A 23,775-nucleotide genomic window follows, 5' to 3' on the forward strand; every position below is an offset into this window, starting at 1 on the left:
ATCTGAACATGGCCACCGCGATTCGCCCTGATGAAGTCACCGCCGTGCTCCGCCAGGAGCTTGGCGGCTTCGATGCCGAGACCGACGTTTACGAGGTCGGCACCGTCCTCCAGGTCGGTGACGGTATCGCCCGCCTCTACGGCCTGAGCAAGGTCCAGGCCGGTGAGCTCATCGAGTTCCCCGCCTCTGGCGTGACCGGCATGGTCCTCAACCTTGAGGAGGACAACGTCGGCGCCGTGCTCTTCGGCGACGCGTCCACGGTCAAGGAGGGCCACGAGGCGCGGCGCACCAAGCGCATCGCGTCTATCCGCGTCAGCGAGTCCATGCTCGGCCGCGTGGTCGACCCGCTCGGCAACCCAGTGGACGGCAAGGGCGCGCTTGAGGGCCCGTTCTACGAGATGCCCATCGAGCGCAAGGCGCCGGGCGTCGTCTTCCGCGAGCCCGTCACCGAGCCGCTGCAGACGGGGATCAAGGCCATCGACGCGATGGTGCCGATCGGCCGCGGCCAGCGTGAGCTCGTCATTGGTGACCGCCAGACGGGTAAGACGGCGGTCCTGCTGGACACGATCCTGAACCAGAAGCGCACGCACGAGGAGGGCGACAAGCCCGTCTACTGCGTCTACGTCGCCATCGGTCAGAAGGCGTCCACGGTTGCTCAGGTGCAGTCCGCTCTGGAGCGCTACGGCGCGATGGAGTACACGGTTATCGTGAGCGCCCCGGCCTCCGCTCCGGCCCCGCTGCAGTTTATCGCTCCCTTCGCGGGCGCCTGCATCGGTGAGTTCTTCCGCGACACCGGCCGCCACTCGCTCTGCATCTACGACGACCTCTCCAAGCAGGCCGTCGCGTACCGTGAGGTATCCCTTCTCCTCCGCCGCCCGCCGGGCCGCGAGGCGTACCCGGGCGACGTGTTCTACCTGCACTCCCGCCTTCTGGAGCGCGCCGCGAAGATCATCAACGACGACGGCATCGCGGCCGACATGAACGACCTGCCGGCCGACCTCAAGCCGATCGTCAAAGGCGGCGGGTCTATGACGGCGCTCCCGGTGATCGAGACGCAGGCGGGTGACGTCTCCGCGTACATCCCGACCAACGTGATCTCGATCACGGACGGTCAGATCTTCCTGGAGTCCAACCTCTTCAACGCCGGTGTGCGTCCGGCCATCAACGTGGGCATCTCGGTGTCTCGCGTCGGTGGTAATGCGCAGATCAAGGCGATGAAGAAGGTCTCCGGTACGCTCCGCCTGGACCTCGCGCAGTACCGCGAGCTGGAGGCCTTCGCCAAGTTTGGCTCCGACCTGGACCCGACGACGCAGCGCCAGCTCAACCGTGGTGCCCGTCTCGTGGAGGTGCTCAAGCAGCCGCAGTACGCGCCGGTTCCCGTCGAGGAACAGGTCGCCGTGGTCTACGCCGCAGGCCAGGGCCTCGCCGATGCCGTGCCGGTGAGCCGCATCAAGGAGTGGGAGAACGACTTCCGCGAGGCGCTCCGCCTCAAGCACCGCGACACCCTCGACTCGCTCGTCGCCAGCGGTAAGCTCTCGGACGAGGCGATCGCGGCCTTCGAGCAGGAGGCCAAGGACGTGGCTTCCCGCTACGCCGAGACCGCCGACGCCTAACCCCCGGGCCTCTGGCGACGCGCCAGAGGCTTCCCCTCAGCCCCCGCGCATCTCTCTAGATGGCTTCTCTTCGCGACATCCGCACCCGCATCGGTGGGGTCAAGAACACGCAGCAGATCACCCGCGCCATGAAGATGGTCGCGGCGGCGAAGCTGCGGAAGGCGCAGGAGCGGATCTTTACGACCCGTCCGTACGCCTTCAAGATCCGCGAGATGATCGGGCACCTCCGCCAGAGGCTCGATCCTCTGGCGCACCCGTTTTTCCAGCCTCGGGAGGAGGTGAACAGCGTGCTGCTCATCGTCGTGACGAGCGACCGCGGCCTGGCCGGCGCGTTCAACACCAACCTTCTCAAGGTGGCCGAGACGCGCATCCGCGAGGACTACGCCGGGCTCGGGCAGGAGAACATCCACGTGCTCGCCGTGGGCCGCAAGGGCCACGAGTACTTCGGCAACCGCGGCTACGACCTCGTCGGCGATTTCCGCGGCGCGTTTAATGACCTCCGCTTCCCCATCGCGGGCGAGGTGCTGGACGTGGCGATCGAGGGATGGAAGGACGGCCGCTGGGACCTCGTGGAGGTCGTCTACAACGAGTTCCAGAACACGATCTCGCAGAACCGCATCGCGGAGCAGCTGCTCCCGATCCCGCAAGAGGCCTTCTTCACGCCCGTGATGGAGAACGCTGAGGACGTGGCCTCTGGCGGCGACGAAGGCGGCGAGGTGGAGTACATCTTCGAGCCCAGCGCCGAGGCTCTGCTGGAGCGCCTCGTGCCGGAGTACATGCAGTACCAGCTATGGCGCGCGATGCTGGAGAGCAACGCGGCCGAGCAGGGCGCGCGCATGGTCGCGATGGAGAACGCCACGACGAACGCGGGCGAGCTACTCAAGGACCTCCGCCTGACCTACAACCGCGCCCGTCAGGCCGCCATCACGACGGAGATCATCGAGATCTCGTCGGGTGCCGAGGCGCTGCGGCAGGCCACCGGCGGCTGAGCTGATTCGCCAGAGGCCACCTCTGGCGAGACCGATCCCGATCCCGAAGCCGGGGGCGCGTGTCGCCTCCGGCTTTTTTCGTGCGCCTCTGGCGCCAGAGGCTTACACGCCCTGACAAACCCTGTTGTCATTGCGAGCGCTCGCGACGCAATCTGGTCCAGATGAGCGGGGAGTAACGGGGGCGCTGGGTCACTATCCCCTCGGGATGACACCCATAGGGTTTGGTTCGACGGTCTTAATCCCGCGAGCGGATCAGGATCAGATCCTCTTGCGGCGGCACGAGCCACTCGGCGCCGTCTTCGGTGATAACGACCATCTCTTCGACCGAGATGGTTTTGGTCTCACCGTTCGCCAGAGGCCAGCTGTGGAAACCGTCGAAGGCGAAGGTCATGCCGGGGCGGAGCGTTTTGAGCTGGGCGCCAGAGGGCGTACGGCCTTCCTGACCGCCGCCGAGGCTGGGTCCGCTATCGTGCGCCCAGTAGCCGACGGGGTGGCCGGTGCTCCACATGACGGGGAGCGAGCCGCTGGCGCGCATCTCCGCACGCTGCGCGCGGTCCACGTCTACGCCTCTGGCGCCGGGCCGCATGGCCTCGAAGGCGGCTTGCCGTCCGCGCTTGGCGGCCTCCCACTTCGCGACGGCCTCTGGCGGCGCCTCCGTCTCTCCAGGCGCGAGGACGTAGGCGAAGCGCTGGATATCCGTTACCCACATGTCCCCGACCCGAATCCCGAAGTCGGTCTGGATAAAGTCGCCGGGCTGGATCACGCGGTCCGTCGGGTGAGAGTGCCCGCGGTCGCGCCCTGAGTTGACGGCCGGGTTCTGATCCGGCGCCCACCCATCGTCAACACCCGCCTCGCGCATCTTGGCTTCGAGGAAGTCCGCGATGTTGCGGTCGGTGGTCACGCCCGGGACAGCGGCGGCGTAGGCCAGCTCCTGCCAGAGTGCGGTGAGGTTCGCGGCGCGGCGCATAAAGTCGACCTCCTCTGGTGTCTTGACCGAGAGCCATTCGGAGATCAGCGTTTCAGCCGATGCAGTTCGGTCCATCCAGTCGTCCAGGCCGGCCTGCATCCGTTCGTACTGCGTAGACGAGAGGCCATCCGAGATGGGCGAGCCGCCGCGGTTGATCGCGATGGCCTCTGGCGCGAACCGCTGGAAGAGAGAGACGACGGACGACCAAACGGACTCGCCGCGCGGGATCTCGATCACCTCTTGCTGGCCCAGCTCCGCGAGCGACGCGGCCTCCCCCGCGGGCGAGACGGCAAACGGCTCCACGCCAGAGGCGGTCCGGAAGAACAGGAAGGCGGCCTCTCCGCCCGCGTTCTCGCAGCCGACGTGCCGCGCCATCGGGTCGTTGTCGTTCTCGCGGCAGAGCACGAGCCACGCGTCCACGTCTGCGCGGTCCATCGCGTCCGGTAGGAGCGTGGCGACGCGCTCGGCGCGGATGGCCGGCCACGGATCGCCCGAAGTCTCCGGTGCGGGAGCCTCTTGCGCGACGACCGCGAGGGGAAAGAGGAGAGCGAGAAAGGTGGCGCGCATCGGGATAGGGGAGGGGCGTGTCCGAACCTACCGCCAGAGGCCTCAGGGGCCGGAGCCGCCGCGCTGTCGAAATCTGTGTGGCGACGAGACGAGCGGTTGATTCCCAGGTGCCCACGGCTCTACTTTGCGCGCCCCACGGAGAGGTGGGTGAGTGGCTGAAACCGCTGCTTTGCTAAAGCAGTGTACCCTTTACGGGGTACCGGGGGTTCGAATCCCCCCCTCTCCGCCGGTCTTAGGACGCCCCGCACGAATCCGTGCGGGGCGTTTTTTGTGGCGCCAGCGGCCTCTGGCGAGAGCTCTACGCCGCGCCGCGAGAGGCTCGAGCAGCGGTTGGCATCAACGGCCGGCCCGCCCGCCAGAGGCGAAGTAGGTTTCGGCCGAGCCCACCGCCCCATCATGCTTCGTTTTTCGGTTCTCGCCGCTGTTCTCCTCGCCGCCACCGCCGCTGGCGCCCAACCGCAGGTGCCTCTGGCGACCCCCTACGCCGTTGAAGGGACGAGAGGCTACGACGCCTCCATCCCGACGCCCCAGGCCGTGCTCGGCTACACCATCGGCGAGCGGCACACGCGTCCAGAGGAAGTGATCCGCTACGTCGAGGCCGTTGCCGCCGCGTCACCGCGCGTGGAGATAGGCTTCCACGGGACCACGTACGAAGGGCGGCGGCTGGTCCACGCCATTGTCACCTCGCCCGCGAACCACGCCCGGTTGGAGACCATCCGCGACGCGAACCTGATGCTCAGCGAGTCGCCAGAGGCCGTGAGCGACAGCGAGATCGCGGCCATGCCGGTCGTGGTGTACCAGGGCTACTCCGTCCACGGCAACGAGGCCTCGGGGACCGAGGCAGCGCTCGTCTACCTCTATCACCTCGCCGCGGCGCTAGGACCCGAGATCGACGCACAACTCGCGGAGGCCGTCGTCCTGCTCGATCCCATGCTCAACCCGGACGGGCGCGACCGCTTCGCGGACTGGGTGAACGGCTACCGCGGAGCCTCTGGCGTCGCAGACCCGCAGAACCGTGAGCACCGCGAGCCGTGGCCGAACGGACGCACCAACCACTACTTCTTCGACATCAACCGCGACTGGCTGCCGACGGAACTGAAGGAGAGCCAGGGCCGCATGGCGTGGTGGCACACGTGGCGCCCGCAGGTGAGCACGGACCACCACGAGATGGGCTCGGAGTCCACCTTCTTCTTCCAACCCGGCATCCCCTCGCGCAACAACCCGAACACGCCAGAGGCGACGTACGAGCTCACGGGCGCGATCGCGCGGTACCACGCCGACGAGCTGGACCGCATCGGGCAGTTCTACTACTCCGAGGAGAGCTTCGACGACTTCTACTACGGCAAGGGCTCTACCTACCCCGACGTGAACGGCGCGGTCGGCATCCTCTTCGAGCAGGCGTCCTCGCGCGCGCTCCGCCGCGAGACCGAGGCCAACGGCGAGCTCACCTACGCTGTCACTGTTCGCAACCAGCTCGCGACGTCGGTCTCCACGCTCCGCGCCGCCATCGCGCTCCGCCAGAGGCTTCTGACGCACGCGCGCGACTTCTACGCCGAAGACGCGGCCTCTGGCGCCTACGTGATCGGGCTCGGCGAGAGCCGGACGCGTGGGCAGGCGTTGGCGCAGGCGCTCTCGCGGAGCCGCGTCAAGATGTACGCGCTGGAGCAAGACGTGACCGCCGGTGGCCGCACCTACCGCGCCGGTGAGGCCTACGTGGTGCCTCTGGCGCAAACGCAGGGACGCCTGGTCAAAGCCGCGATGGAGCGCGTGCTGACCTACACCGACAGCCTGTTCTACGATGTCTCCGCCTGGACCTTCCCGCTCGCCTACGGCGCGGACGTGGCCGAGGTCTCTCGCGTGCCACGGATGGGCGCCGAGATGCAGCCCGTTTACGATGGCGGGCGCGTGGTCGGCGGGCAAGCGCGCGTGGCGTACGCGATCCCGTGGGGCCGCTACTTCGCGCCCCGCGCGTTGCGTCGGATGCAAGAGGCCGGGCTGCGCGTGCGCTTGGCGAAAAGCCCGTTCGAGGCGGCCTCTGGCGGCTCGCGCCGCCAATTCGACCGCGGCACGCTGATCGTGCAGGCACGGCAAGGCGAGATCACGCCCGATTCCGTCCACGCCGTCGTGATGCGGGCCGCCGAGATGGACCACGTCGAGGCGTACGCGCTGGACTCCGGCCTCACGCCGAGCGGCAACGACCTCGGCAGCAACGACTGGCCGGTCCTGGTCGCGCCGCGCGTCGCGCTTCTCGCGGGCGAGGGCACCAGCTCCTACGGCGTCGGCGAGGTGTGGCACCTGCTCAGCGAGCGGTTCGGCCAGGAGGTCTCGCTGATCGACCCCGCCGAGCTCCCGTCGCTGGACGGTTACACGACGCTCATTCTCGCGAACGGCTCGTACAACTCGCTCAGCGACGCCGACATCGAGCGGATGAAAGCGTGGGTGCGCGGCGGCGGCGTCGTGATTGGCCTGCAGGGCGGCGCGTTGTGGGCCGCCAGAGGCGGGCTCCTCACGTCTCCCACGCGCAGCAGCCCGCCGGATTCCACGGCCTACCCGTATGCCGAGCGTGACGGCGCCAGAGGCGCGCAGGCGCTGGGCGGCTCCATCCTCGATCTCGTCGTAGACCCCACGCACCCGCTGGCCTATGGCTACGGCGCGCGCATCCCCGTCTTCAAGTCCGGCACGGCCGTCTTCGCGCCCGACTCCACCAACTCGGGCGTGGACGTGGGCCGCTACGACGCCCAAACGCCGGTCTTAAGCGGGTACGCGTCAGGCGCCGTCCGCCAGAGGCTCGCCGGCGCCGCCGCGCTCCGGGCCTCGTCGATGGGCCGCGGGCGCGTGATCTTGATGGACTTCAACCCCGCCTTCCGAGCCTTCTGGTACGGCACCGACGGCCTGCTGCTGAACGCCGTCTACTTCGGACGGACGTTCTAGCCGCGGCCTCTGGCGCCAGAACGCGGCCCGGCGCCGGAGGCCGCGCCCGGCGTCGGCCGTCCCGCTAGGCACAGCCCGGCGCATCGGGTAGGTTCAGGGCTCCGATCCCCACCCGCATGGCCAAGACCAACCCGCTAGACACCGCGATCGCGCCAGAGGCCTCTGGCGCCACCACCGCCGCCCGCTACAGGACGCCGTTTATCGTCGTCACGAGCCTCTTCTTTATCTGGGGGTTCATCACCGTGATGGTGGACGCGCTCGTGCCCAGGCTGAAAGCGGTCTTCGAGCTGAGCTACTTCGAGGCGGCGCTGGTGCAGTTCGCGTTTTTCGCGGCGTACTTCATCGTCTCCATCCCGAGCGGCAACCTCATCGCGCGGATCGGCTACAAGCGCGGCGTGGTCGTGGGGCTGCTCGCGATGGGGGCGGGGTGTCTGCTGTTCGTGCCGGCGGCGGGGATCCGGGTGTACCCGCTGTTCTTGCTCGCGATGTTCGTGCTCGCGGGCGGCATCACGGTTCTGCAGGTGGCCGCGAACCCGTACGTGGCCGCGCTCGGACCGGCGCGCACCGCCTCGTCCCGGCTCAACCTCGCGCAGGCGTTTAACTCGCTCGGGACCACCATCGCGCCGCTCGTGGGGGCGGCGTTCATCCTGGGCAACACGGTGCTCACCTCGGACGAGATCGGCGCCATGTCACCCCAGGCCAAGGCGGCCTACTTCGCGGCGGAGGCAGGGACAGTGCAGACGCCGTTCATCGTCCTCGCGGTCATCCTCGCCGCCATCGCCGTCGGCTTCGCACTGTTCAAGCTGCCAACGATCCTGGAGGGCGACGGGCACATCGCGGGCAGCTACCGCGCCGCGCGGGCCTCTGGCGCGCTGATGTGGGGCGCCCTCGGCATCTTCGTCTACGTCGGCGCCGAGGTCGCGATTGGCAGCTACCTCGTCAACTACTTCCTAGAGTTGGACGTGGCCGCGCTGGTGCGGGAGAGCCCGGGACTCGCGGGTATCGCGGGCTTCCTCTCCGGGGGCGACTTCGAGACGTTCAACGTGGAGCGGCTGGCGGGCACGTTCGTAGCGCTTTACTGGGGCGGCGCGATGATCGGCCGGTTCGTGGGCTCGGCGCTCCTCCAGTTCGTCTCGCCCGGACGGCTTCTGGCGCTGTTCTCCGGCGCGGCCATCGCCCTGATCGCGCTCAGCGTCTCGTCCTCTGGCGCCGTCGCGATGGTGGCGATCCTCGCCGTCGGACTGTGCAACTCGATCCAGTTCGCGACCATCTTTACGCTCGCCATCGACGGGCTGGGCGAGAACACCGCGCAAGGCTCAGGCATCCTCTGCACGGCCATCGTGGGTGGCGCGATCATCCCGCCGCTCTACGGCGCCCTCGCCGATGCCGTCGGCGTGCAGCCCGCGTTCCTGCTCCTGACGCTCTGCTACGGCTACATCGCGACCTACGGGCTCTGGCGCGCCCGCGCCACGCCCGCCGTAGACGCCGAGCGCTCCTCGACGGCGGTATACGCCGAGAACGACGAGTTCCCCACCGGCCGCCGGTAGCATCCTCCACCGCACCTCTGGCGCCAGAGGCCCCATGTCCTACGACGCCTACGCCGACCTCGACCCGGACGCGCTCACGCTCCGCGACCGCCTCGCGACCGACCGCACGGTTCTCGCGAACGAGCGGACGCTGCTCGCACACGTCCGCACCGCGCTGGGCCTGATCGGCGGCGGCGGGGCGCTGATCTACCTCGGGAACGACTCTCTGGTCGCTATCGGCGTGGTGTTTATGACCATCGCGCCAATGGCGTTCGGCTATGGCCTCTGGCGGTACCTCCGCGTGCGCAAAAAGCTGAAGCCGCTGCTCGCGAAGCCCGTCGTGGGCTAACAGCCGCGGGGTTGCGGGGAGGGGCCATCACGCCAGAGGCCTCTGGCGCTAGTCGTCATCTAGGGTGTATGTCTCGCAAGGCGCAGCGCGAAACCAGACTTGCGCTGACTTCGGCGCTGCTGCCTTACTTCTAAATCGTTGAGATGGCGTCCTCTGCCATTCTCGATTCACGGACATTTCCGCTTGGTCTGAGGATGCTGCGAGCCACCATGTGTGACACGCGAGTTTGTCACTGAAATCGAATGTAGCAGGGGAGTCGCCTGCGTTGACGAGCACTAGCGCGTAGTCGCCCACGAGCCACCCGAGTGCCTGCGGGTGCGCCTCTGGCGCGAGGAACTCCACGTACCCAGCCTGCGGCTTATGCCCCACGCGAAAGACCGAGCCCGCGTCCGACATCCGCAGCGCGATGAGACCCTTCCACCACTCCTCCATCGCCTTGAAGTCCACGGCGCCAGAGGCCTCGCCGACAGTCTCCCAGAGGAAGTGGTTGGCCGTCCGGAGGTTGTACGTGTCGCCGCGGCCCTTGATGTAGATCGGCGCGATGCTCATCTCGGTCAGCACCTGCTGACCGCCGATCTCTTCTGGCAGCGGCGCGAGGCCTTTGCTCCGCGCGATCTCCGTCCCGCCGTGCATCACCACCGGACCGAGGCTCGTCATCAGGAGCGTTGCCGCGATGCGCATCTCGGCCTCGCGCACTCCCTCGCGCCCGTCCCAGGCGTTCTCGCCAGAGGTGTTCGACGCGAAGCGGTCGGCCAGCGCCCAGTTGTCGTGGATGTCGAGGTAGTTGATGCCCGTGTTGGGCGTCGCCTCGTCTGGGAAGTCGTTCGCGATGGCGCGCATGGCGGCCTCTCGCGCCAGAGGATCGCCGCCGGCGAAGCCGCGAGAGGTGACGGCCGGCGTCGGGTCGGCGGTCGAGCCCTTGAAGGCGTTGCGGGAGTCGTCCTGGAAAAAGGTGATGGGGGAGTCCACCTTGTACCAGTCCCAGCTCGGGTTGGCCTCGTAATCGGGGTCGTTGGAGCCGATCCACGGCTCGCCGTAGATCAGCACGTCCTCGCCCAACTCGGACTGGATCCACTCCAGCGTCTGCTGATCCGTCTGGCCCGCGAGGTCGATGCGGAAGCCGTCCACGCCGAAGACCTCTACGAAGTGCTTGAGTTGGTCTAGCAGCCAGCGCTGCGTCATCGGGCGGTTCTCGCTTTTGACCTCGTTGCCAAAGGCGCCAATGTGCTCGCCGTTGGGATCCAAGCGGTAGTAGTAGTGCTTGTCGATGCCGTTGAACGTGAGAAGCTGCTGGCGGCCCTCCATGTTCTCGCCGGTGTGGTTGAAGACCACGTCGATGAGGACGGCCATGCCTCTGGCGTGGAGCGCGTCCACGAGATCGCGGAACCGCTGGCGCTCGGCGCCCGGCTCGTCGCCAGCGGACCGGAAGCGGCTCTCGACCGCGAGGGCGTGCGTGGTGCGGTAGCCCCACTGGTAGTTCTCATCTGCGATGCCCTGCTCCTGCATAAACGGGTCATCGCCGAAGGCGGCCTGCCACGCATCGTCCGGGTAGTGCAAGAACTCCTGGACCGGCATGAGGTGGACGGTGTTGATGCCTAGGCGCTCCAGGTAATCCAGCCCGATGGGCTCGCCTCTGGCGTTGGTCAGCCCGGGCGCGATAAACGCCTCCAACGGGCCGACGCCAGAGGCCACGGGCAGCGTGTCGGTAAAGTCCTGCAGGTGGACCTCGTAGGCGACGACGTCCTCCATCTTGGGACGCTTGTCGAAGGCCTCTGGCGCCCCGAAGTCATCGCGCCAGACGCGAGCGCGGCCCCACGAGTCGTCGCTGACGAGCGCGTACGGATCGGAGACGGTCTCGCCGGTCTGGTTGAAAAAGTGAGAGCCGGGGCCGTCGGGTCCGTAGACGGCGTAGTCGTACCACGTGCCGTGGAGGTCCGCGTCTGCGCGGTGCACCCACGTGCCGCTTATGCTGCGGTCCATCTCAATCCTCTGGCGCGCGTCGCCCTCGCGGTCGTCGTACAGAAGGAGGTGGACGGAATCTGCGCGAGGTGCGAATAGCCGGAAGACGGTCGTGTAGTCGGGGGCGGGGGACGGGGCGGCCCCGTCTGCTCCCGGCACGCCGATGGGCCGCTGGAACGTGACGCCGAGTGGCTGCCCGTCGGCCATGTTGCGCCAGAGGCCGTCAAAGCGCGCCATGCCGCGAAGCGGCTGCTCGCGGCCCGGGACGCTTGCTTCCACGTAATGCACCTGGTTGGCCGCCAGAGGCCCGGCGGGCACGAGCAGCACGCTATGCGCCTCGTTGGGGATGGCCGTCGTGACGGGGACGCGCTGCCCGTCCCACCGCACGATGGTGTAGGCCTCTGGCGAGGTCGGGCGCGAGAGGTCCTCACCGGTGATCTCGACCCAGACCGAGCGCTCGCCGCGGAGCTCGGCCACGAGCCGCGGCGGCGTCACGCCGAACATGAACACGTAGTTGCCGCCCTCCACGTTGGGTGCCGCGCCGGGCGGGTCCAGCCAGATCCCATTGTCTACCCGGAACTTGAACGGCGTCGCCGCGCCGACGACGCTGAACTCGGGGTTCTGCACCGCGAGCGTCCACACGCCGGCATCGACGCCGCCAGAGGCCTCTGGCGCGAGCGCCCACGCGGTGTCGTCCATGTCGTCGCTCCAGCTTCGGAACGCGCCGGTCACCGCCACGCGCTCGGGGGCGCGGCCGTAGAGCGCGCTGTCGAACACGAAGACCGTCGTGTCGCCGCGGAGGGCGTAGCCCTGGGCGCGCTCCAAGGGCGTAAAGGCGTACGCCTCTGGCGAGGTCTGAGCAACGGGCGCGGGCATGGCGCAGGCGGCGAGGAGCAGCGCCAGCGGCGCGAGGAGGAGAAAGCGGAACATCGGCAGGGCGGGGGACTGCCCGAAAGTAAGCGCTTCCATGGCACGCGAACCTCTGGCGCGAGCGCTCCGCTCTGGAGCCGCGGCGTCCCGGCGCTATCCGCCGCTGACCGGCGTAATCAGCGCGACCTCGTCGCCGTCCGCCAGAGGCACGTCGCCGCGCACGTAGCGCTGGTTGACGGCCAGCCGCAGCGTTGGCCGGTGCGGCCCGATGGCGGGATGCGCATCGACGAGGGCGTTGAGTAGCGCCGTGCTCGTGGCGTCCTCTGGCGCCAGAGGCACGGTCAGCTCGCTCTCGCCAACGGCGTCTTGGAGGGCGGCGAAAAGCAGAACACGGACGGAGATGGACATGGCGGAATATCGCTCTCGGCGCGAGGCCTGTGAGGGGTAGGGGGAGAGCTGAGCGTGGGCGATTCACGGAACAGCGAGGGCGCACGGCCTCTCAAAGACATCCTTTCTCACTTCCCCCAATCCCCATGTCAGCCTCTAACGGACACGCCCGCCCCGGCAAGCTCGACGGCAAAGTCGCCATCATCACTGGCGCCGCCGAGGGCGTCGGCGAAGCCATCTCTCATAAGTTTGCTTACGAAGGCGCCAGCGGCCTCTTGCTCGCGGGGCTCCCGGACGACCCGCTCGACGAGGTCAAGTCGGACATCGAGGAGCAGTACCCCGGCACCCGGGTGGAGACGTTCGCCGGGGACATCGGCACGCAGGAAAACGCCGAGGCCGCGGTCAAGGCTGCCGTCGACGCGTTCGGCGCTCTGGACATCCTCGTCAACAACGCGGGCGTGCTGCCCACGCTCGCCGAGATCGACGAGTACCCCGTCGAGGACTTCCACCGCTTCGTCCACAACAACATCAACACGACGTTTTTCATGACACGCGCTGCGATTCCAGAACTCCAGAAGTCGCGCGGCAACGTGGTCAGCGCTGGCTCCGAGGCGGGCTGGAACGGCACGCCGCAGTTCACGCCCTACGGCCCGACCAAGGCGTGGAATCACGCGTTCATGAAGGGCATCGCGGGCGAGCAAGGCAAGTACGGCATCCGCGCCAACTGCGTCTGCCCCGGCCCCGTTGACACGTCGTGGACGCACGTCGAGACCGGTCCGATGGACGAGGAGACGGTCAAGACGCTGACGGGTGCGACCGCGCTCGGTCGTCGCGGCACGACGGAGGAGATCGCCAACGTGTACGCGTTCCTCGCGAGCGACGAGGCCAGCTACGTCACCGGCGCGCTCTGGCTCGTCGACGGCGCCACGACCATCGTGCACGGCCTGCCCGGCGACGACGTGCCGAAGGACATCAAGCAGGAGCCCAAGGGCAAACTCAAGCTCCGCTTCCAGACCGCCTCCGATCCCTCGGCAGCACCGACGAGCTAGGCGCCCGCGCCAGAGGCCTCTAGCGGGACATGCTCACCGTGCACCCCTGTCGGCTTCCACCCCGGCCTCTGGCGCCAGAGGCCGGGGTGCTCTGTTTAGGCGTTCGGCCCCGCGATCATGCCCGCGATGCCCGCGTGGATCATCGCCACCGAGATGGCGGCCAGGAAGAGGCTCGCCACCTTCGCGACAGCCTTGGACGTGTCCTTGCCGAACAGCCGCAGGATCGACGGGCCGAAGGTGAACGCGATGAACACCAGAGTGAGGTTGAGCAGGATGGACGCCAGCGTCGGCGCGTAGCCGAACTCTCCCTGGGAGAGCAGGATCGTGGTGATCGCCCCCGGCCCGATGATGAGCGGAATGCCGAGGGGGACGACGGGCAAGTCCGGGTCATCGGCGTCGATCTCGTCGATGGCGTCGCCGTTGCGGCCGCCGCGGCGCTTCTTGAAATCCCCGAAGGCGAGGTCGGTGATCGCGATGATGAGCAGGATCAGCCCACCACCGACGCGGAGGTCGTTGAGCGTGATGCCGAGCGAGGCGAAAATGACCTCGCCGGCGAACAGCATCAGCACAGCGAGGACCGCCGCCGCGGCCAGGGCGCGCACGAGAAGCTGCCGCCGCTCCTGCAACGTGAACGCCTCGGCCATGCCCATGTAGATAGGCAGGATGCCGGGAATGTTGATGGCGACGAAGAGAGGAAGAAAGGCCGCAAGAAGGGCGGCGCCGAAGTCAGGCACAGAACAGAGTGGAAATCGAGCGGGCGAGTATCGCCACCTCCAACGTCTGAAAAAACAAATTGCCGCGCTGCGTCGCGATCTCGCCTCACGTTCACCTCGCCTCCGCTGCGCCTTCGCCAGAGGCCTCTGGCGCGCAACCTGAAGACGGTCAGCAGTGGCGGGACACTGCGACGACGAGAGGAAACGCTACGCTTGGCCGCAGGCCGAGCCCCTTGCGCATTCCGGTCCCGACTGTCTGCACGGAGACGCAGCATCAAGACGACGTAGACCAAACCGGAGTGGCGGTGCACCCAGCTGGTCGCCCTTGCGGCGAAGGAGAACAAGCGCGCCCGAGGCGAGGGCGACGCCGCCGAACAGCGTGTCGGTGGGCATGAGCATGAAAACACGGGAGGACATCGGTTCTCTACGAGTGAGGAGCGTCTTGTCTCGCCTCTGGCGCCAGAAGCCTCGGCCAGAGCGGTTGGAACTCGCGAGAGGAGCAGGCCGGGCGCCTCTGGCGCGGTGTGGTCCCTCACGCGACGCAGCGACGTATGGATACACACATCCCTCTTCTAGACCATGCGCATTCTCCTCTTCCTCCTTCTCGCCGCTCTCGCCACCGATGCTGCCGAGGCCCAGCGCCGAATCAGCCGGGCTCCGGCGATGACACGCACCGTCTCAGGTCCGAGCAGTCAGAAAATCAGGCTCGTCGGCAACATCACCACGACAGGCATTTCGGGAAACACGGGGTCGAGTTCGTTCACTCTGATTCCATCGCAGCCCCATTCTTTCCTCAGAAGCCTTCTGTTCCGCGAACGCGGGGATGAGCCATGCTTCATGCAGGCGAGCTTTGTCCATTACACTCTGGGGCCCGATCACGAGTACGAGCCCAGTAACGGAGAACAGCTCGATACGAGGGTCGACTTCAGATGCGGCACCAATTGGATGGGCACGAGCAGTAGGCAGACCATGGAGCAGGGAGTCCAATCGACGACGAAGAGGGTGCGCCCGCCGTCGGCGCCTACTGTGGATGGGTATGAAAGCCATGTTGCCATCCACGGCTTGCAGGTATGCACCAACGACCGCAACGACCGCAACATCAAGCTCAAAGGCATCAAGATCTTCGGCACGCGCCTCAACCCGAACGGGCGTGGACGGGTGGTGCGCGATGCCAGCTTCTCCGACCAGTTCACGCGTTCGCACTGCCGGAAGTGGGAAACGGCTCAGGTGTGCCCGAGCGGTGAGGTTGGCGTCGGGCTGGACGTATACCGCCGTGGCGACAGCATCACGGGCCTCGCGCTCCGTTGCCAGGAGGTGCGGATGACCCGCGTCGACAGCTAGAGCGGGGTTGATTCCTCGCGTCGCCCCGTCGCGGCCTCTGGCGCCAGAGGCCGCGACGTTCTGTTTGGTGGGGACAGTGAACACACCACCCGGCGCGAGGGCGGGGCACGCCAGAGGCCCCGGACGGGCGACGCGCCGCGTTCTATCTTGCGGCTCACACACTAGACGCCCATCGGTCCGTTCGGTACGCCTTCGTCTCTTTCCGCCCTGCGGACCTTCCGGACCATGTCCCGTCTCTTCGCGCTCGCCGCTCTTCTCGCGGCGTTTTTCCCCGCCGCCGTCTCCGCCCAGGTACAGGGCACGATCGCGGGCGTCGTCACGCAAGAGGCCGGGGGGGAGCCGGTCCCGGGCGCCAACGTGCTCGTGGAGGGCACCAACTTCGGGACGGCCGCGGATCTCGACGGCGCGTTCTCGTTCCGCATACCCGAAGGGCGCTACGTCCTGGTGGTCTCGGCCGTGGGGTTCGCGAGCGCGCGCGACACGCTTCGCGTGCGAAAGGGGCAGACCGTCGCGCTCAACGTCGCGCTCGCGCTCGATGACGACCTGGGCTCGGTAGAGGTGACCGCGGACCGCGCGACCATCGGCGCGGGCGTCAGCAGCATCACGCCTGCCGACATCCGCGCGATGCCGACGCCTGTGGCCGACGCGCTCCGCGCCGTCAAGGTCCAACTCGGCGTGACGAGCAACAACGAGCTCTCCAACGCCTACTCCGTCCGCGGCGGGAGCACGAACGAGAACCAGTTCTTTATCGACGGCTTCGAGATCTACCGGCCCATCCGTACACAGCAGGGGGAGCAGGAGGGGCTGGGCCTCGTCAACGGCGACCTGGCCGAGGGGCTGACGTTGTACGCCGGCGGCTTTCCCGTCCGCTACGGCGGCAAGCTGGCGTCTGTCCTAGACGTGACGTACGCCCGTCCGACGGGTGCCATCGTCGGCACGGCGTACGCCTCCACGTTGGACGGCGGCGCGGCCATCCAGGGCGGCGCAGGCCCGCTCGGGGTCGCCGTGGCGTCCCGCATCTCGCGCCCGCAGTCGTTCTTGGGCGGTCAGGAACTCAAGGGCGACTACGACCCGGACTTCCGCGACGTACAGGGCCTCGCCGATCTCGACCTCGGCGGCGGCCACAGGCTCCGCGCCATCGGGCTCGCGGCGCGGCACCGGTTCCGCTTCAAGCCGCAGAGCCGCGTGACCACCTTCGGCATCTTCCCGGACTTGGTGCGCACGGCGTCGTTCGAGTTCCGAGGGTCGGAAAACGACGGCTACGACGTGCTCTTCGGCGGGCTCCGCCTGGAGACGCCTCTGGCGCAGTCGCTCCGTTTGGAGCACAGCCTCTCGGCGTACGACACTGAAGAGTTCGAGACGAGCGACATCTCGTCCACGGTGCAGTACTCCAACCGCGTGCGGCGCCCCGGCGCGCCGCCGACCGAGTTCGACAACATCCCCACGGGCACTCCCGTGACCCAGGCCGACTTCGCGGACAACTCCGTCGGCGTGGCGACGCTTACCGGCGGCGGCCGCTACCGCCTCGGGCTCGGCCGCGGCGCGAGCGAGATCGGCTGGCAGTTGCGCAGCCTCCGCTTTACGGACCGCATCAACGAGCGCTCTTTGTTCTCCTACCCGACGGTGTCCAACGACACGACGGAGTTCGAGCAGGGCGTGCTCCAGGCGGAGTTCGACACGACGGCCGTGCAGGCGGGCCTCTGGCTGGAGCAGGCGCTGGACCTCCTCCCGGAGCGGGGCCGGTTCGTCGCCACCGCTGGCGTTCGCGCGGACTACTACGACCTCACGGACGAGTGGACGGTATCGCCTCGCCTCGCGGCGGTCTTCAGCGCGAGCGACATCACCACATTTACCGGCTCGCTCGGCGTGTACCACCAGGCCCCCACGTACCGCGAGCTCCGCGGCGAGCCAGCCCCTGGCGAGAGCACGATCACGATCCAAACAGACCTCAAGTCCCAGCGTGCCGACGTGGCGGTTCTGGGCGTGGAGCACCTGTTCCGCCAGAGGCGCCTCACGTTCCGCGCCGAGGCCTATTACAAGCGGCTGACGAACCTCATCTCGTACACCGTCGACAACGTGCGCGTGGGGTACTCGGGAGAGAATGACTCGGAGGGCTACGCGGGCGGCATCGACATGCAGCTGCGTGGCGAGCTGGTGCCTGGCCTGGAGAGCTGGATCAACTACGGCTTCCTCCTCACCGAGGAGCGGTTCCTCACGCCCGACGGGTTTGAAAACCCGGCCTCGCCACAGCAGCGCGCCGACTCGCTCCGGTTCGTCCGCAACGGCGGCGGCGACTGGGTGCGGCGGCCGACGGACCGGCGCCACAACCTGTCCATCTTCGTGCAGGACCGCATTCCGGGAGACGACACGTGGAGCCTCCACCTCCGCTCGCTCTACGGCTCGCGCCTGCCCACGACCGCGCCCGCGGTGACGATCGACGCCGAGACGGGCGAGCGCACGTTCGAGGACGGAGTGCGCCACGCGATCTCGCTGCCCGCCTACTTCCGCTTCGACGTGGGAGCCACCAAGCGCCTCCGAATCGGCAAGGGCATCTCTGGCGCGCCGCTCATGCTCTTGGCGACGGTCGAGATCCTCAACGTGTTCGACCAGGCCAACGTGATCGCGAACGCGTACAACCTCCAGCAGCGGCCCAACGGCAGCAACTTCTTCGAGGCCGTGCCGACGCGGCTCACGCCGCGGACATTCAACGTGCGCCTGCGCGTGGACTTCTAGCCCCGGCCGGACAAACGCAAAACGGGCCTCTGGCGCCAGAGGCCCGCTTGGGGGAGGGGGCGTTGTCTGTGATCCGCCAGAGGCCTAGCTCTCGACGGCGTAGTTCCAAAGCTCCTCGGCGGAGCCGAAAGGCTGTCCGTCCGGGACCGTGATGGCGGCAACGGCCTGAAGCGTGGCTTCGGCCTGCTGGCCGAGGTGCTTCTGGAGGTGCTGCTGCAACGTCGCGAAGATTTGCTGGGCGCCGCTGGCGTCCGCGCCCGGGAGGACGAGAAGCGAGCGGAGGCGCGCCGAGTCGGCGTAGAGCGTGCCGCCAGAGGGGAGGGCGGCACGTAGCCCGTCGGTCACGGTCTCGAACGAGACGGACTCCGGCTGCGAGCGCTCCATCCGCGCGGCGACGATGAGGAACGGCGTGCCGTAGTCCCGCGCGGCGAAAGCGGAATCGAGCGCCTGCCGAGTGGCCGCGCGCCCGTTGTCCTGCGCCGGTGCCGCCGGAATGGAGGCAAACGAGGGCATGGTGGGCGGAGGCATGGGCGCCAGCGGCTCGGGCTCCTGGGTGGGCGGCGTGAACACCTCGGGGTAGGCCTCCTGATGGACCGACGTGACCGGAATGGTAGCGGCCCCCTTCGAGTCCACGAGGTACCCGTTGTCGAAGAACGTGCCGCCCGGGTCGCGCCCGAACGGGTCGGCGATGGGGGCGAGCAGGTCTGGGTCCGGCGGCGGCGCGATTTCGATGCCCGCGTTCATCACGCTCGACGGAGGTGAGGGGCGCTCCGGCGCGAAGGTCTCCTGAACCGCAGGCGGCGGGAGCGGCGTCTCGCCGAAATCGGGGGACGCTTCCAGGCCGGAGGCCTCTGGCGCCAGAGGCTCATCAACGGGCAGAGACGCTCCATCACTGGATGGAAACGCGGGCGGCGCCGTCTCGAACGGGTCCGGAGCGCTGTCGAGCGAGAAGGCGTCCGGCATGGGCGGAGGCGACGGCTCGGCTGAGGCCTCTGGCGCAGCAGGCGCGAAGGGAGCGGGCGCGAAGGGCTGCGCGGGCGGCTCTGCTGCGGACGGTTCCGGTGCGGTCGGCTCCGGCGCAGGGGCCTCAGGTGCGAACGCAGCGGGCCTGGCCTCTGGCGCGGCTGGAGCGCGGGTTTCTGGAGCAGGCGTGGTGCGGGCCTCTGGCGCGGCTTGTGCCTTGGGCGCCGGAACCGGAGGCTCAGCCATCACGGTCTCGTCAATGCTGACGATGCGTCCGTTCTCGCCAGAGGTCACACGGACGGTCGCGTCCACGCGCGTCTGCACGACCGAGAGCAAGCGCTTCGAGGCCTCGTTGGCGGGCTCGCCGAGGCCGAGCAGGAACGCCGCGCCTGCGTCGGCGAGGGTTTTGCGCAGGCCGCTAAAGGCGGCCCCGAACGCCTCGAAGGTGGTGTACTGAACCAGCGGCGTGAAGTCCTCGATCACGACGCGGTGAGCGCCCGCTTTGACCGCGAGGGCGCCGAGGTCGCGGTAGGCGGAATCCAGCCCGGCGTTTCCTTTCGCCGCGAGGTCGGCGCCAGAGGGAATGCGGAGCACGCGCAGGCGGCCCGTCTTGTGGAGCGCCGCGAGGTCCACGCCGGCGGCTTTGGCGGCCTCGGCGAGAGCATCGGTTGCGCGCGGAGAGAGCAGCAGGCACGTCTGCCCGGCCTCGACGGCGGAGCGCACGGCAGCCATCCCGAGGTCCGTTCGGCCCGCGCCGGACCGGCCCACGAGCAGGAGGGCGGATCCGGGGCGGAGCCCGTCCCAGCGGTCATCGACGGCGGCGATACCGGATGGCGTAGGGGGGGAGGAGGCGGCAGTCATGTCGGAAGGGAGAGGTCTCAGCGTTGCGTAAGCTCAAAGGACGTGCCAGGCTGCGCAGGGCTCCCTTCTCGTTTCGAGAACGGATCGCGCGCGCAGAGTCGGAACGTAGGGAGAAAAGGTGGAATGGCCGGGGCGAATGGAAACGGAACGCGGCGCGGGGGCGGAGCGATGGGGGTGGGCGCCCGCGGCCTCTGGCGCTGCCGGCTCGGGCTCTCGGCGCCGGTGCCGCACCCGCGCAGCGAACGCCAGAGGCCTGAGCGGTCTTGCCTGCGGCCTCTGGCAATCCCGCTCTTCCTCATTGAACAGGGCGCCAGAGGCGTTGTACAATCACGGTATGCGTATCGCAGACATCGATCTCGGCCCCCGCCCGTTGCTTCTCGCGCCCATGGAGGACGTGAGCGACCCCCCGTTCCGCCTGCTCTGCAAGCGGATGGGCGCCGACGTGGTCTACACCGAGTTCATCTCCGCGGGCGGCCTGAGCTACGGCGCGAAGGGCTCCGTCCAGAAGCTGGAGTTCTACGAAGAGGAGCGGCCGGTCGGGATCCAGATCTTTGGCGGCGAGATCGATCAGGTGCGCGAGGCCGCGCGGATCGCCGACGCGCAGAACCCGACGCTGATCGACATCAACTTCGGCTGCCCGGTCAAAAAGGTGGTCTGCAAGGACGGCGGCGCGGGGATCCTGCGCAACCTCCCCAAGATGGAAGCCATCACGCGGGCCGTGATCGAAGAGGCCACGCGGCCCGTGACGGTCAAGACGCGGCTGGGCTGGAACGACGACTCGATCCAGATCGAGGAGGTCGCGCGAATGCTGGAACAGGCGGGCGTTGCGGCGCTGGCCGTCCACGCGCGGACGCGGGCGCAGATGTACCGCGGCGAGGCGCGCTGGCAGTGGTTCGCCAAGATCCGTGAGGCGCTCCAGGACATCCCGCTTCTCGGCAACGGCGACGCGACGACGCCCGAGAAAGTCAAGGCGATGTTCGACGAGACGCCCGTGGACGCGGTCATGATCGGCCGCGGCGCCATCGGCAACCCGTGGATCTTCCGCGACGCGAAAGCGCTGCTCGAAACCGGCGAGGTGCCGGATCCACCCTCATGGGAGGAGCGCATCTCGGTCGTGGCCGAGCACCTCACGGGCAAGTGCGCGTGGCTGGGCGAACGCAAAGGCGTGCTGGAGATGCGCCGCATGTACGGCGGCTACTTCAAGGGCCACCGCGGCGCCAGCGGCCTCCGCATGGCGCTGATGGAGCACAAAGAGCGCGACTCGGTCCTCGAAGTGCTGCTCAACTGGCGCGAGAACGAGCCCGAGGTCCAGGTGCCCGTCGGGCCTCTGGCGCCAGAGGCCGGGACGCCGGCGCCGCTGGCGGTCAAGCCCGCGCGGCTTCCCAAGAAGGCGACGCTGCCGCCCGCGCTCCGCGAGCGCATCGCCCAGCGCGCGGCCTAAGACGACGCGGCCGGCGCCATGGGCGCGGACGGACCGCCGGGCCGGCAGAGGCGTATAGGGAGGCCCTTCGCCCCCTGGCCTCTCCATGCTCGCTCGTCTCCCGCTGCTCGCCTTCCTGCTCGCTCTCGCGGCCTGCTCCTCAACGGAAGAGGTGCGCTTCGCGACCTCCGTCCCCGGCCTGGACCTTTCGGCCAGTCAGACGTCCGTGGAGCAGGCGACCTCCCAACTCCAGGCCGCGCTCTCAAACGCTGGCCCCGTCTCCGTCGTCGCGACGGTGGACCACGCGGCCAATGCCTCTGGCGCGGGGCTCGCGCTCCGCCCGACGCGCGTCGTCCTGTTCGGCAACCCGGCGCTGGGGACGCCCTTGATGCAGGCCAACCAGCAAGCCGGTCTCGACCTTCCGCAGAAAGTGCTCGTGTACGAGGACGCCGACGGGTACACCATCGTGGCGTACAACACGACCGAGTACCTCGCTGCGCGCCATGGCGTCGGAGGCGTGGGGACGCTGGCGCAGATCGAAACGGCTCTCTCCACCTTCGCGAGTGCCGCCGTTCCAACCTCCGTTCGGGCGGTGCGGAACCCCTCAACGGGCGTTGCCGGGGAGCAAGGCGTCGTGACCGTGGCGAGCGAGAACAGCGTGGACGTGACCGTCGGCCGCTTGAAGGAGGCCATTCAAGACAACCCGAACCTCACGCTCGTCGCCGAACTGGATCACGCGGAGAACGCCGCCTCGGTGGGCATGGACCTCCGGCCGACGGTCCTGCTCGTGTTCGGCAACCCCGGCCTCGGAACGCCGCTCATGCAGTCCGGACAGACCGCCGCCATCGACCTGCCGCAGAAAATGCTCGTCTACGAAGGCGAGGACGGCGCCGTGACCATCGCCTACAACGATCCGGTGTACATCGCCTCACGTCACGGCATCACCGGCCAGGACGACGTGCTCACGACGATCTCGAACGCGCTCGAAGGCCTGGCCTCTGGCGCCGCAGGCCGCGACTAACGCCTCTGGCGCGGCAGGCTCCGGCTACCCAACTCCTTCGCGCGCACTTCTCGCCCGCGCTTCATCGCCGCCAGAGGCCTCTGGCGGTAGGTTTGGCGCTGATTCCACCCTTTCCGAGCGCACATGGCCTCCACTCAAGACTTCCGCAACGGCCTCGTTTTCACCTGGAAAAACGATCTCTGGCAGATCGTCGAGTTTCAGCACGTCAAGCCCGGCAAGGGCGGCGCGTTCGTGCGCGGCAAGCTCAAGAACGTGCGCAACGGCAAGATCGTGGACAACACGTTCCGCGCCGGCGAGAAGATCGAGATCGCGCGCGTGGAGCGCCGCGAGATGCAGTACCTCTACGAGGACGACCTCGGGCTGCACTTCATGAACACCGAGACGTACGAGCAGCGCACGCTCCGCGCCGACATGGTGGAGGACAAGGACTTTATCAAGGAGGGCGGCATGATCGACGTGCTCATCGACGCCGGCACCGAGGAGGCACTCAACGTGGAGCTTCCGCGCCAGGTGGAGCTCATCGTCACGCAGACCGATCCCGGCCTCAAGGGCGACACCGCGCAGGGCGCGACCAAGCCCGCCACGCTGGAGTCCGGCGCAACGGTCAACGTCCCGCTGTTCATCAACGAGGGCGACCTCATCCGCGTCGACATCGAGAGCAAGAGCTACCAGACGCGCGTAACCGCCGCCTAGCGCCAGGGGCCTCTGGCGACCGCCCCGCCGCCCCGCGAGCCGAGTGCTTGCGGGGCGGCGTCCGTTTCAGGAGCTGCTGCGCAGACGCTGAGCGACGTTGGAGCGCGTGAGAATGTGGCGACGGCCCCTGCGGGCCAGAGCTCCGTTTTAGGGGTCTGCACGCCCGTCCGCCCGCCTCTGGCGCTAGAGGCTATGCAGAGGGAGGAACCCGGCGCGCGCGCGTCGTAGTTTTGGCGCTCCCCCTCTGACTGCTCCTCCCACACATGGACCTCGACAAGATCGAACGGCTCCTCGACATCGTCGCCAAGAGCGGCCTCGCCGAGGTAGAGGTCGAAGAAAAGGACTTCAAGCTCACCGTCCGCGCCACCAGCGCGCCGCAAGAGGCCTCTAGCGCCCAGGCGCCGATGGTGATCGCCATGCCCGGCTACGGCGCGCCCGCGGCCCCGATGGCTGCCGCCCCGGCGGCGCCGGCTCCCGCCGCCGCGCCGGCTGCTCCGGCCGCGCCCGCGGCCCCGGCGCCAGAGGCCGCTGCCGAGCCCGGCTCCGGCGCCGGCGAGACGCTCGTCCCCGCCCCCATCGTCGGCACGTTCTACAGCGCGCCCACGCCCGACTCGGACCCCTTCGTCAAGGTCGGCGATCGCGTCGAGAAGGGCCAGACGCTGTGCATCATCGAGGCCATGAAGCTGATGAACGAGATCGAGGCCGAGGAGGCCGGCGTCGTCAAGCAGATCCTCGTCCAGAACGCCGAGCCGGTCGAGTTCGACCAGCCGCTCTTCGTGATCCAGGGCTAGCGCGCCGGGCTCCGCCCCACGCCGCCCGGCCT

General features: G+C 68.4%; 17 protein-coding genes and 1 tRNA gene. 13 read left to right on the forward strand and 5 right to left on the reverse strand.

What is annotated here, in order from left to right:
* Nucleotides 1-8 precede the first annotated feature (8 nt).
* Nucleotides 9-1,613 carry a F0F1 ATP synthase subunit alpha gene (gene atpA, locus BSZ36_RS02110; RefSeq protein WP_094545509.1) on the forward strand — a complete coding sequence of 535 codons (1,605 nt, stop codon included), beginning with the start codon at nt 9-11 and terminating at the stop codon, nt 1,611-1,613.
* A 59-nt stretch (nt 1,614-1,672) separates the two neighbouring features.
* Nucleotides 1,673-2,602 carry an ATP synthase F1 subunit gamma gene (gene atpG, locus BSZ36_RS02115; protein WP_094545511.1) on the forward strand — a complete coding sequence of 310 codons (930 nt, stop codon included), beginning with the start codon at nt 1,673-1,675 and terminating at the stop codon, nt 2,600-2,602.
* A gap of 235 nt (nt 2,603-2,837) precedes the next feature.
* On the opposite strand, the gene BSZ36_RS02120 is transcribed toward atpG, so the two are convergent.
* Entirely contained in the window at nt 2,838-4,136 is a 1,299-nt protein-coding gene (locus BSZ36_RS02120) for a M24 family metallopeptidase (RefSeq protein WP_218827525.1), read from the reverse strand.
* 137 nt (nt 4,137-4,273) lie between these two features.
* Here BSZ36_RS02120 and BSZ36_RS02125 point away from each other — a divergent pair.
* The 4 genes from BSZ36_RS02125 to BSZ36_RS02140 all read left to right on the forward strand — a co-directional run bounded on the left by BSZ36_RS02125 (nt 4,274) and on the right by BSZ36_RS02140 (nt 8,942).
* Nucleotides 4,274-4,362 (forward strand) — tRNA-Ser (locus BSZ36_RS02125).
* Between the two features lie 170 nt (nt 4,363-4,532).
* Nucleotides 4,533-7,067: a M14 family zinc carboxypeptidase gene (locus BSZ36_RS02130; RefSeq protein WP_094545514.1), complete on the forward strand. Its 2,535-nt coding sequence runs from the start codon at nt 4,533-4,535 to the stop codon at nt 7,065-7,067.
* Nucleotides 7,068-7,183: 116 nt separating this feature from the next.
* Nucleotides 7,184-8,614, forward strand: a complete 1,431-nt coding sequence (locus BSZ36_RS02135; protein WP_094545516.1) for a sugar MFS transporter — start codon at nt 7,184-7,186, stop codon at nt 8,612-8,614.
* A gap of 34 nt (nt 8,615-8,648) precedes the next feature.
* Entirely contained in the window at nt 8,649-8,942 is a 294-nt protein-coding gene (locus BSZ36_RS02140; protein WP_094545518.1) for a DUF202 domain-containing protein, read from the forward strand.
* 48 nt (nt 8,943-8,990) lie between these two features.
* On the opposite strand, the gene BSZ36_RS02145 is transcribed toward BSZ36_RS02140, so the two are convergent.
* Complete coding sequence (locus BSZ36_RS02145) at nt 8,991-11,870, reverse strand: alpha-amylase family glycosyl hydrolase (RefSeq protein WP_094545520.1); 2,880 nt, start codon at nt 11,868-11,870, stop codon at nt 8,991-8,993.
* A gap of 54 nt (nt 11,871-11,924) precedes the next feature.
* Complete coding sequence (locus BSZ36_RS02150) at nt 11,925-12,179, reverse strand: MoaD/ThiS family protein (RefSeq protein WP_094545522.1); 255 nt, start codon at nt 12,177-12,179, stop codon at nt 11,925-11,927.
* 125 nt (nt 12,180-12,304) lie between these two features.
* Here BSZ36_RS02150 and BSZ36_RS02155 point away from each other — a divergent pair, with 125 nt between their 5' ends.
* Nucleotides 12,305-13,207, forward strand: a complete 903-nt coding sequence (locus BSZ36_RS02155; RefSeq protein ID WP_094545525.1) for an SDR family NAD(P)-dependent oxidoreductase — start codon at nt 12,305-12,307, stop codon at nt 13,205-13,207.
* Between the two features lie 95 nt (nt 13,208-13,302).
* Here BSZ36_RS02155 and BSZ36_RS02160 read toward each other — a convergent pair whose 3' ends face one another.
* The gene (locus BSZ36_RS02160) at nt 13,303-13,941 is read right to left on the reverse strand and encodes a MarC family protein (protein ID WP_094545527.1); all 639 of its coding nucleotides are present in this window, start codon (nt 13,939-13,941) and stop codon (nt 13,303-13,305) included.
* 558 nt (nt 13,942-14,499) lie between these two features.
* Between BSZ36_RS02160 and BSZ36_RS02165 the strand changes: the two genes are divergently transcribed.
* Together BSZ36_RS02165 and BSZ36_RS02170 are read left to right on the forward strand one after the other, a co-directional pair.
* A complete protein-coding gene (locus BSZ36_RS02165; RefSeq protein WP_094545529.1) occupies nt 14,500-15,261 on the forward strand; it encodes a hypothetical protein in 762 nt (253 codons plus the stop codon).
* A gap of 225 nt (nt 15,262-15,486) precedes the next feature.
* Nucleotides 15,487-17,994: a TonB-dependent receptor gene (locus BSZ36_RS02170; RefSeq protein ID WP_094545531.1), complete on the forward strand. Its 2,508-nt coding sequence runs from the start codon at nt 15,487-15,489 to the stop codon at nt 17,992-17,994.
* A gap of 84 nt (nt 17,995-18,078) precedes the next feature.
* Here the strand turns inward: BSZ36_RS02170 and BSZ36_RS02175 are convergent, their stop codons facing one another.
* Nucleotides 18,079-19,818 carry an RAD55 family ATPase gene (locus tag BSZ36_RS02175; protein ID WP_094545533.1) on the reverse strand — a complete coding sequence of 580 codons (1,740 nt, stop codon included), beginning with the start codon at nt 19,816-19,818 and terminating at the stop codon, nt 18,079-18,081.
* A 334-nt stretch (nt 19,819-20,152) separates the two neighbouring features.
* Between BSZ36_RS02175 and dusB the strand changes: the two genes are divergently transcribed.
* From dusB to accB, 4 genes are all read left to right on the forward strand, one after another.
* Nucleotides 20,153-21,259, forward strand: coding sequence for a tRNA dihydrouridine synthase DusB (gene dusB / locus BSZ36_RS02180; protein ID WP_094545535.1), 1,107 nt, complete (start codon nt 20,153-20,155; stop codon nt 21,257-21,259).
* Nucleotides 21,260-21,344: 85 nt separating this feature from the next.
* A complete protein-coding gene (locus BSZ36_RS02185; RefSeq protein WP_094545537.1) occupies nt 21,345-22,259 on the forward strand; it encodes a DUF302 domain-containing protein in 915 nt (304 codons plus the stop codon).
* Between the two features lie 123 nt (nt 22,260-22,382).
* Nucleotides 22,383-22,952 carry an elongation factor P gene (efp, locus tag BSZ36_RS02190; protein ID WP_094545539.1) on the forward strand — a complete coding sequence of 190 codons (570 nt, stop codon included), beginning with the start codon at nt 22,383-22,385 and terminating at the stop codon, nt 22,950-22,952.
* A 263-nt stretch (nt 22,953-23,215) separates the two neighbouring features.
* Nucleotides 23,216-23,743, forward strand: coding sequence for an acetyl-CoA carboxylase biotin carboxyl carrier protein (gene accB, locus BSZ36_RS02195; protein ID WP_094545541.1), 528 nt, complete (start codon nt 23,216-23,218; stop codon nt 23,741-23,743).
* The last annotated feature ends 32 nt before the right edge of the window (nt 23,744-23,775 follow it).

This window comes from Rubricoccus marinus (assembly GCF_002257665.1).
GTDB lineage: Bacteria > Bacteroidota > Rhodothermia > Rhodothermales > Rubricoccaceae > Rubricoccus > Rubricoccus marinus.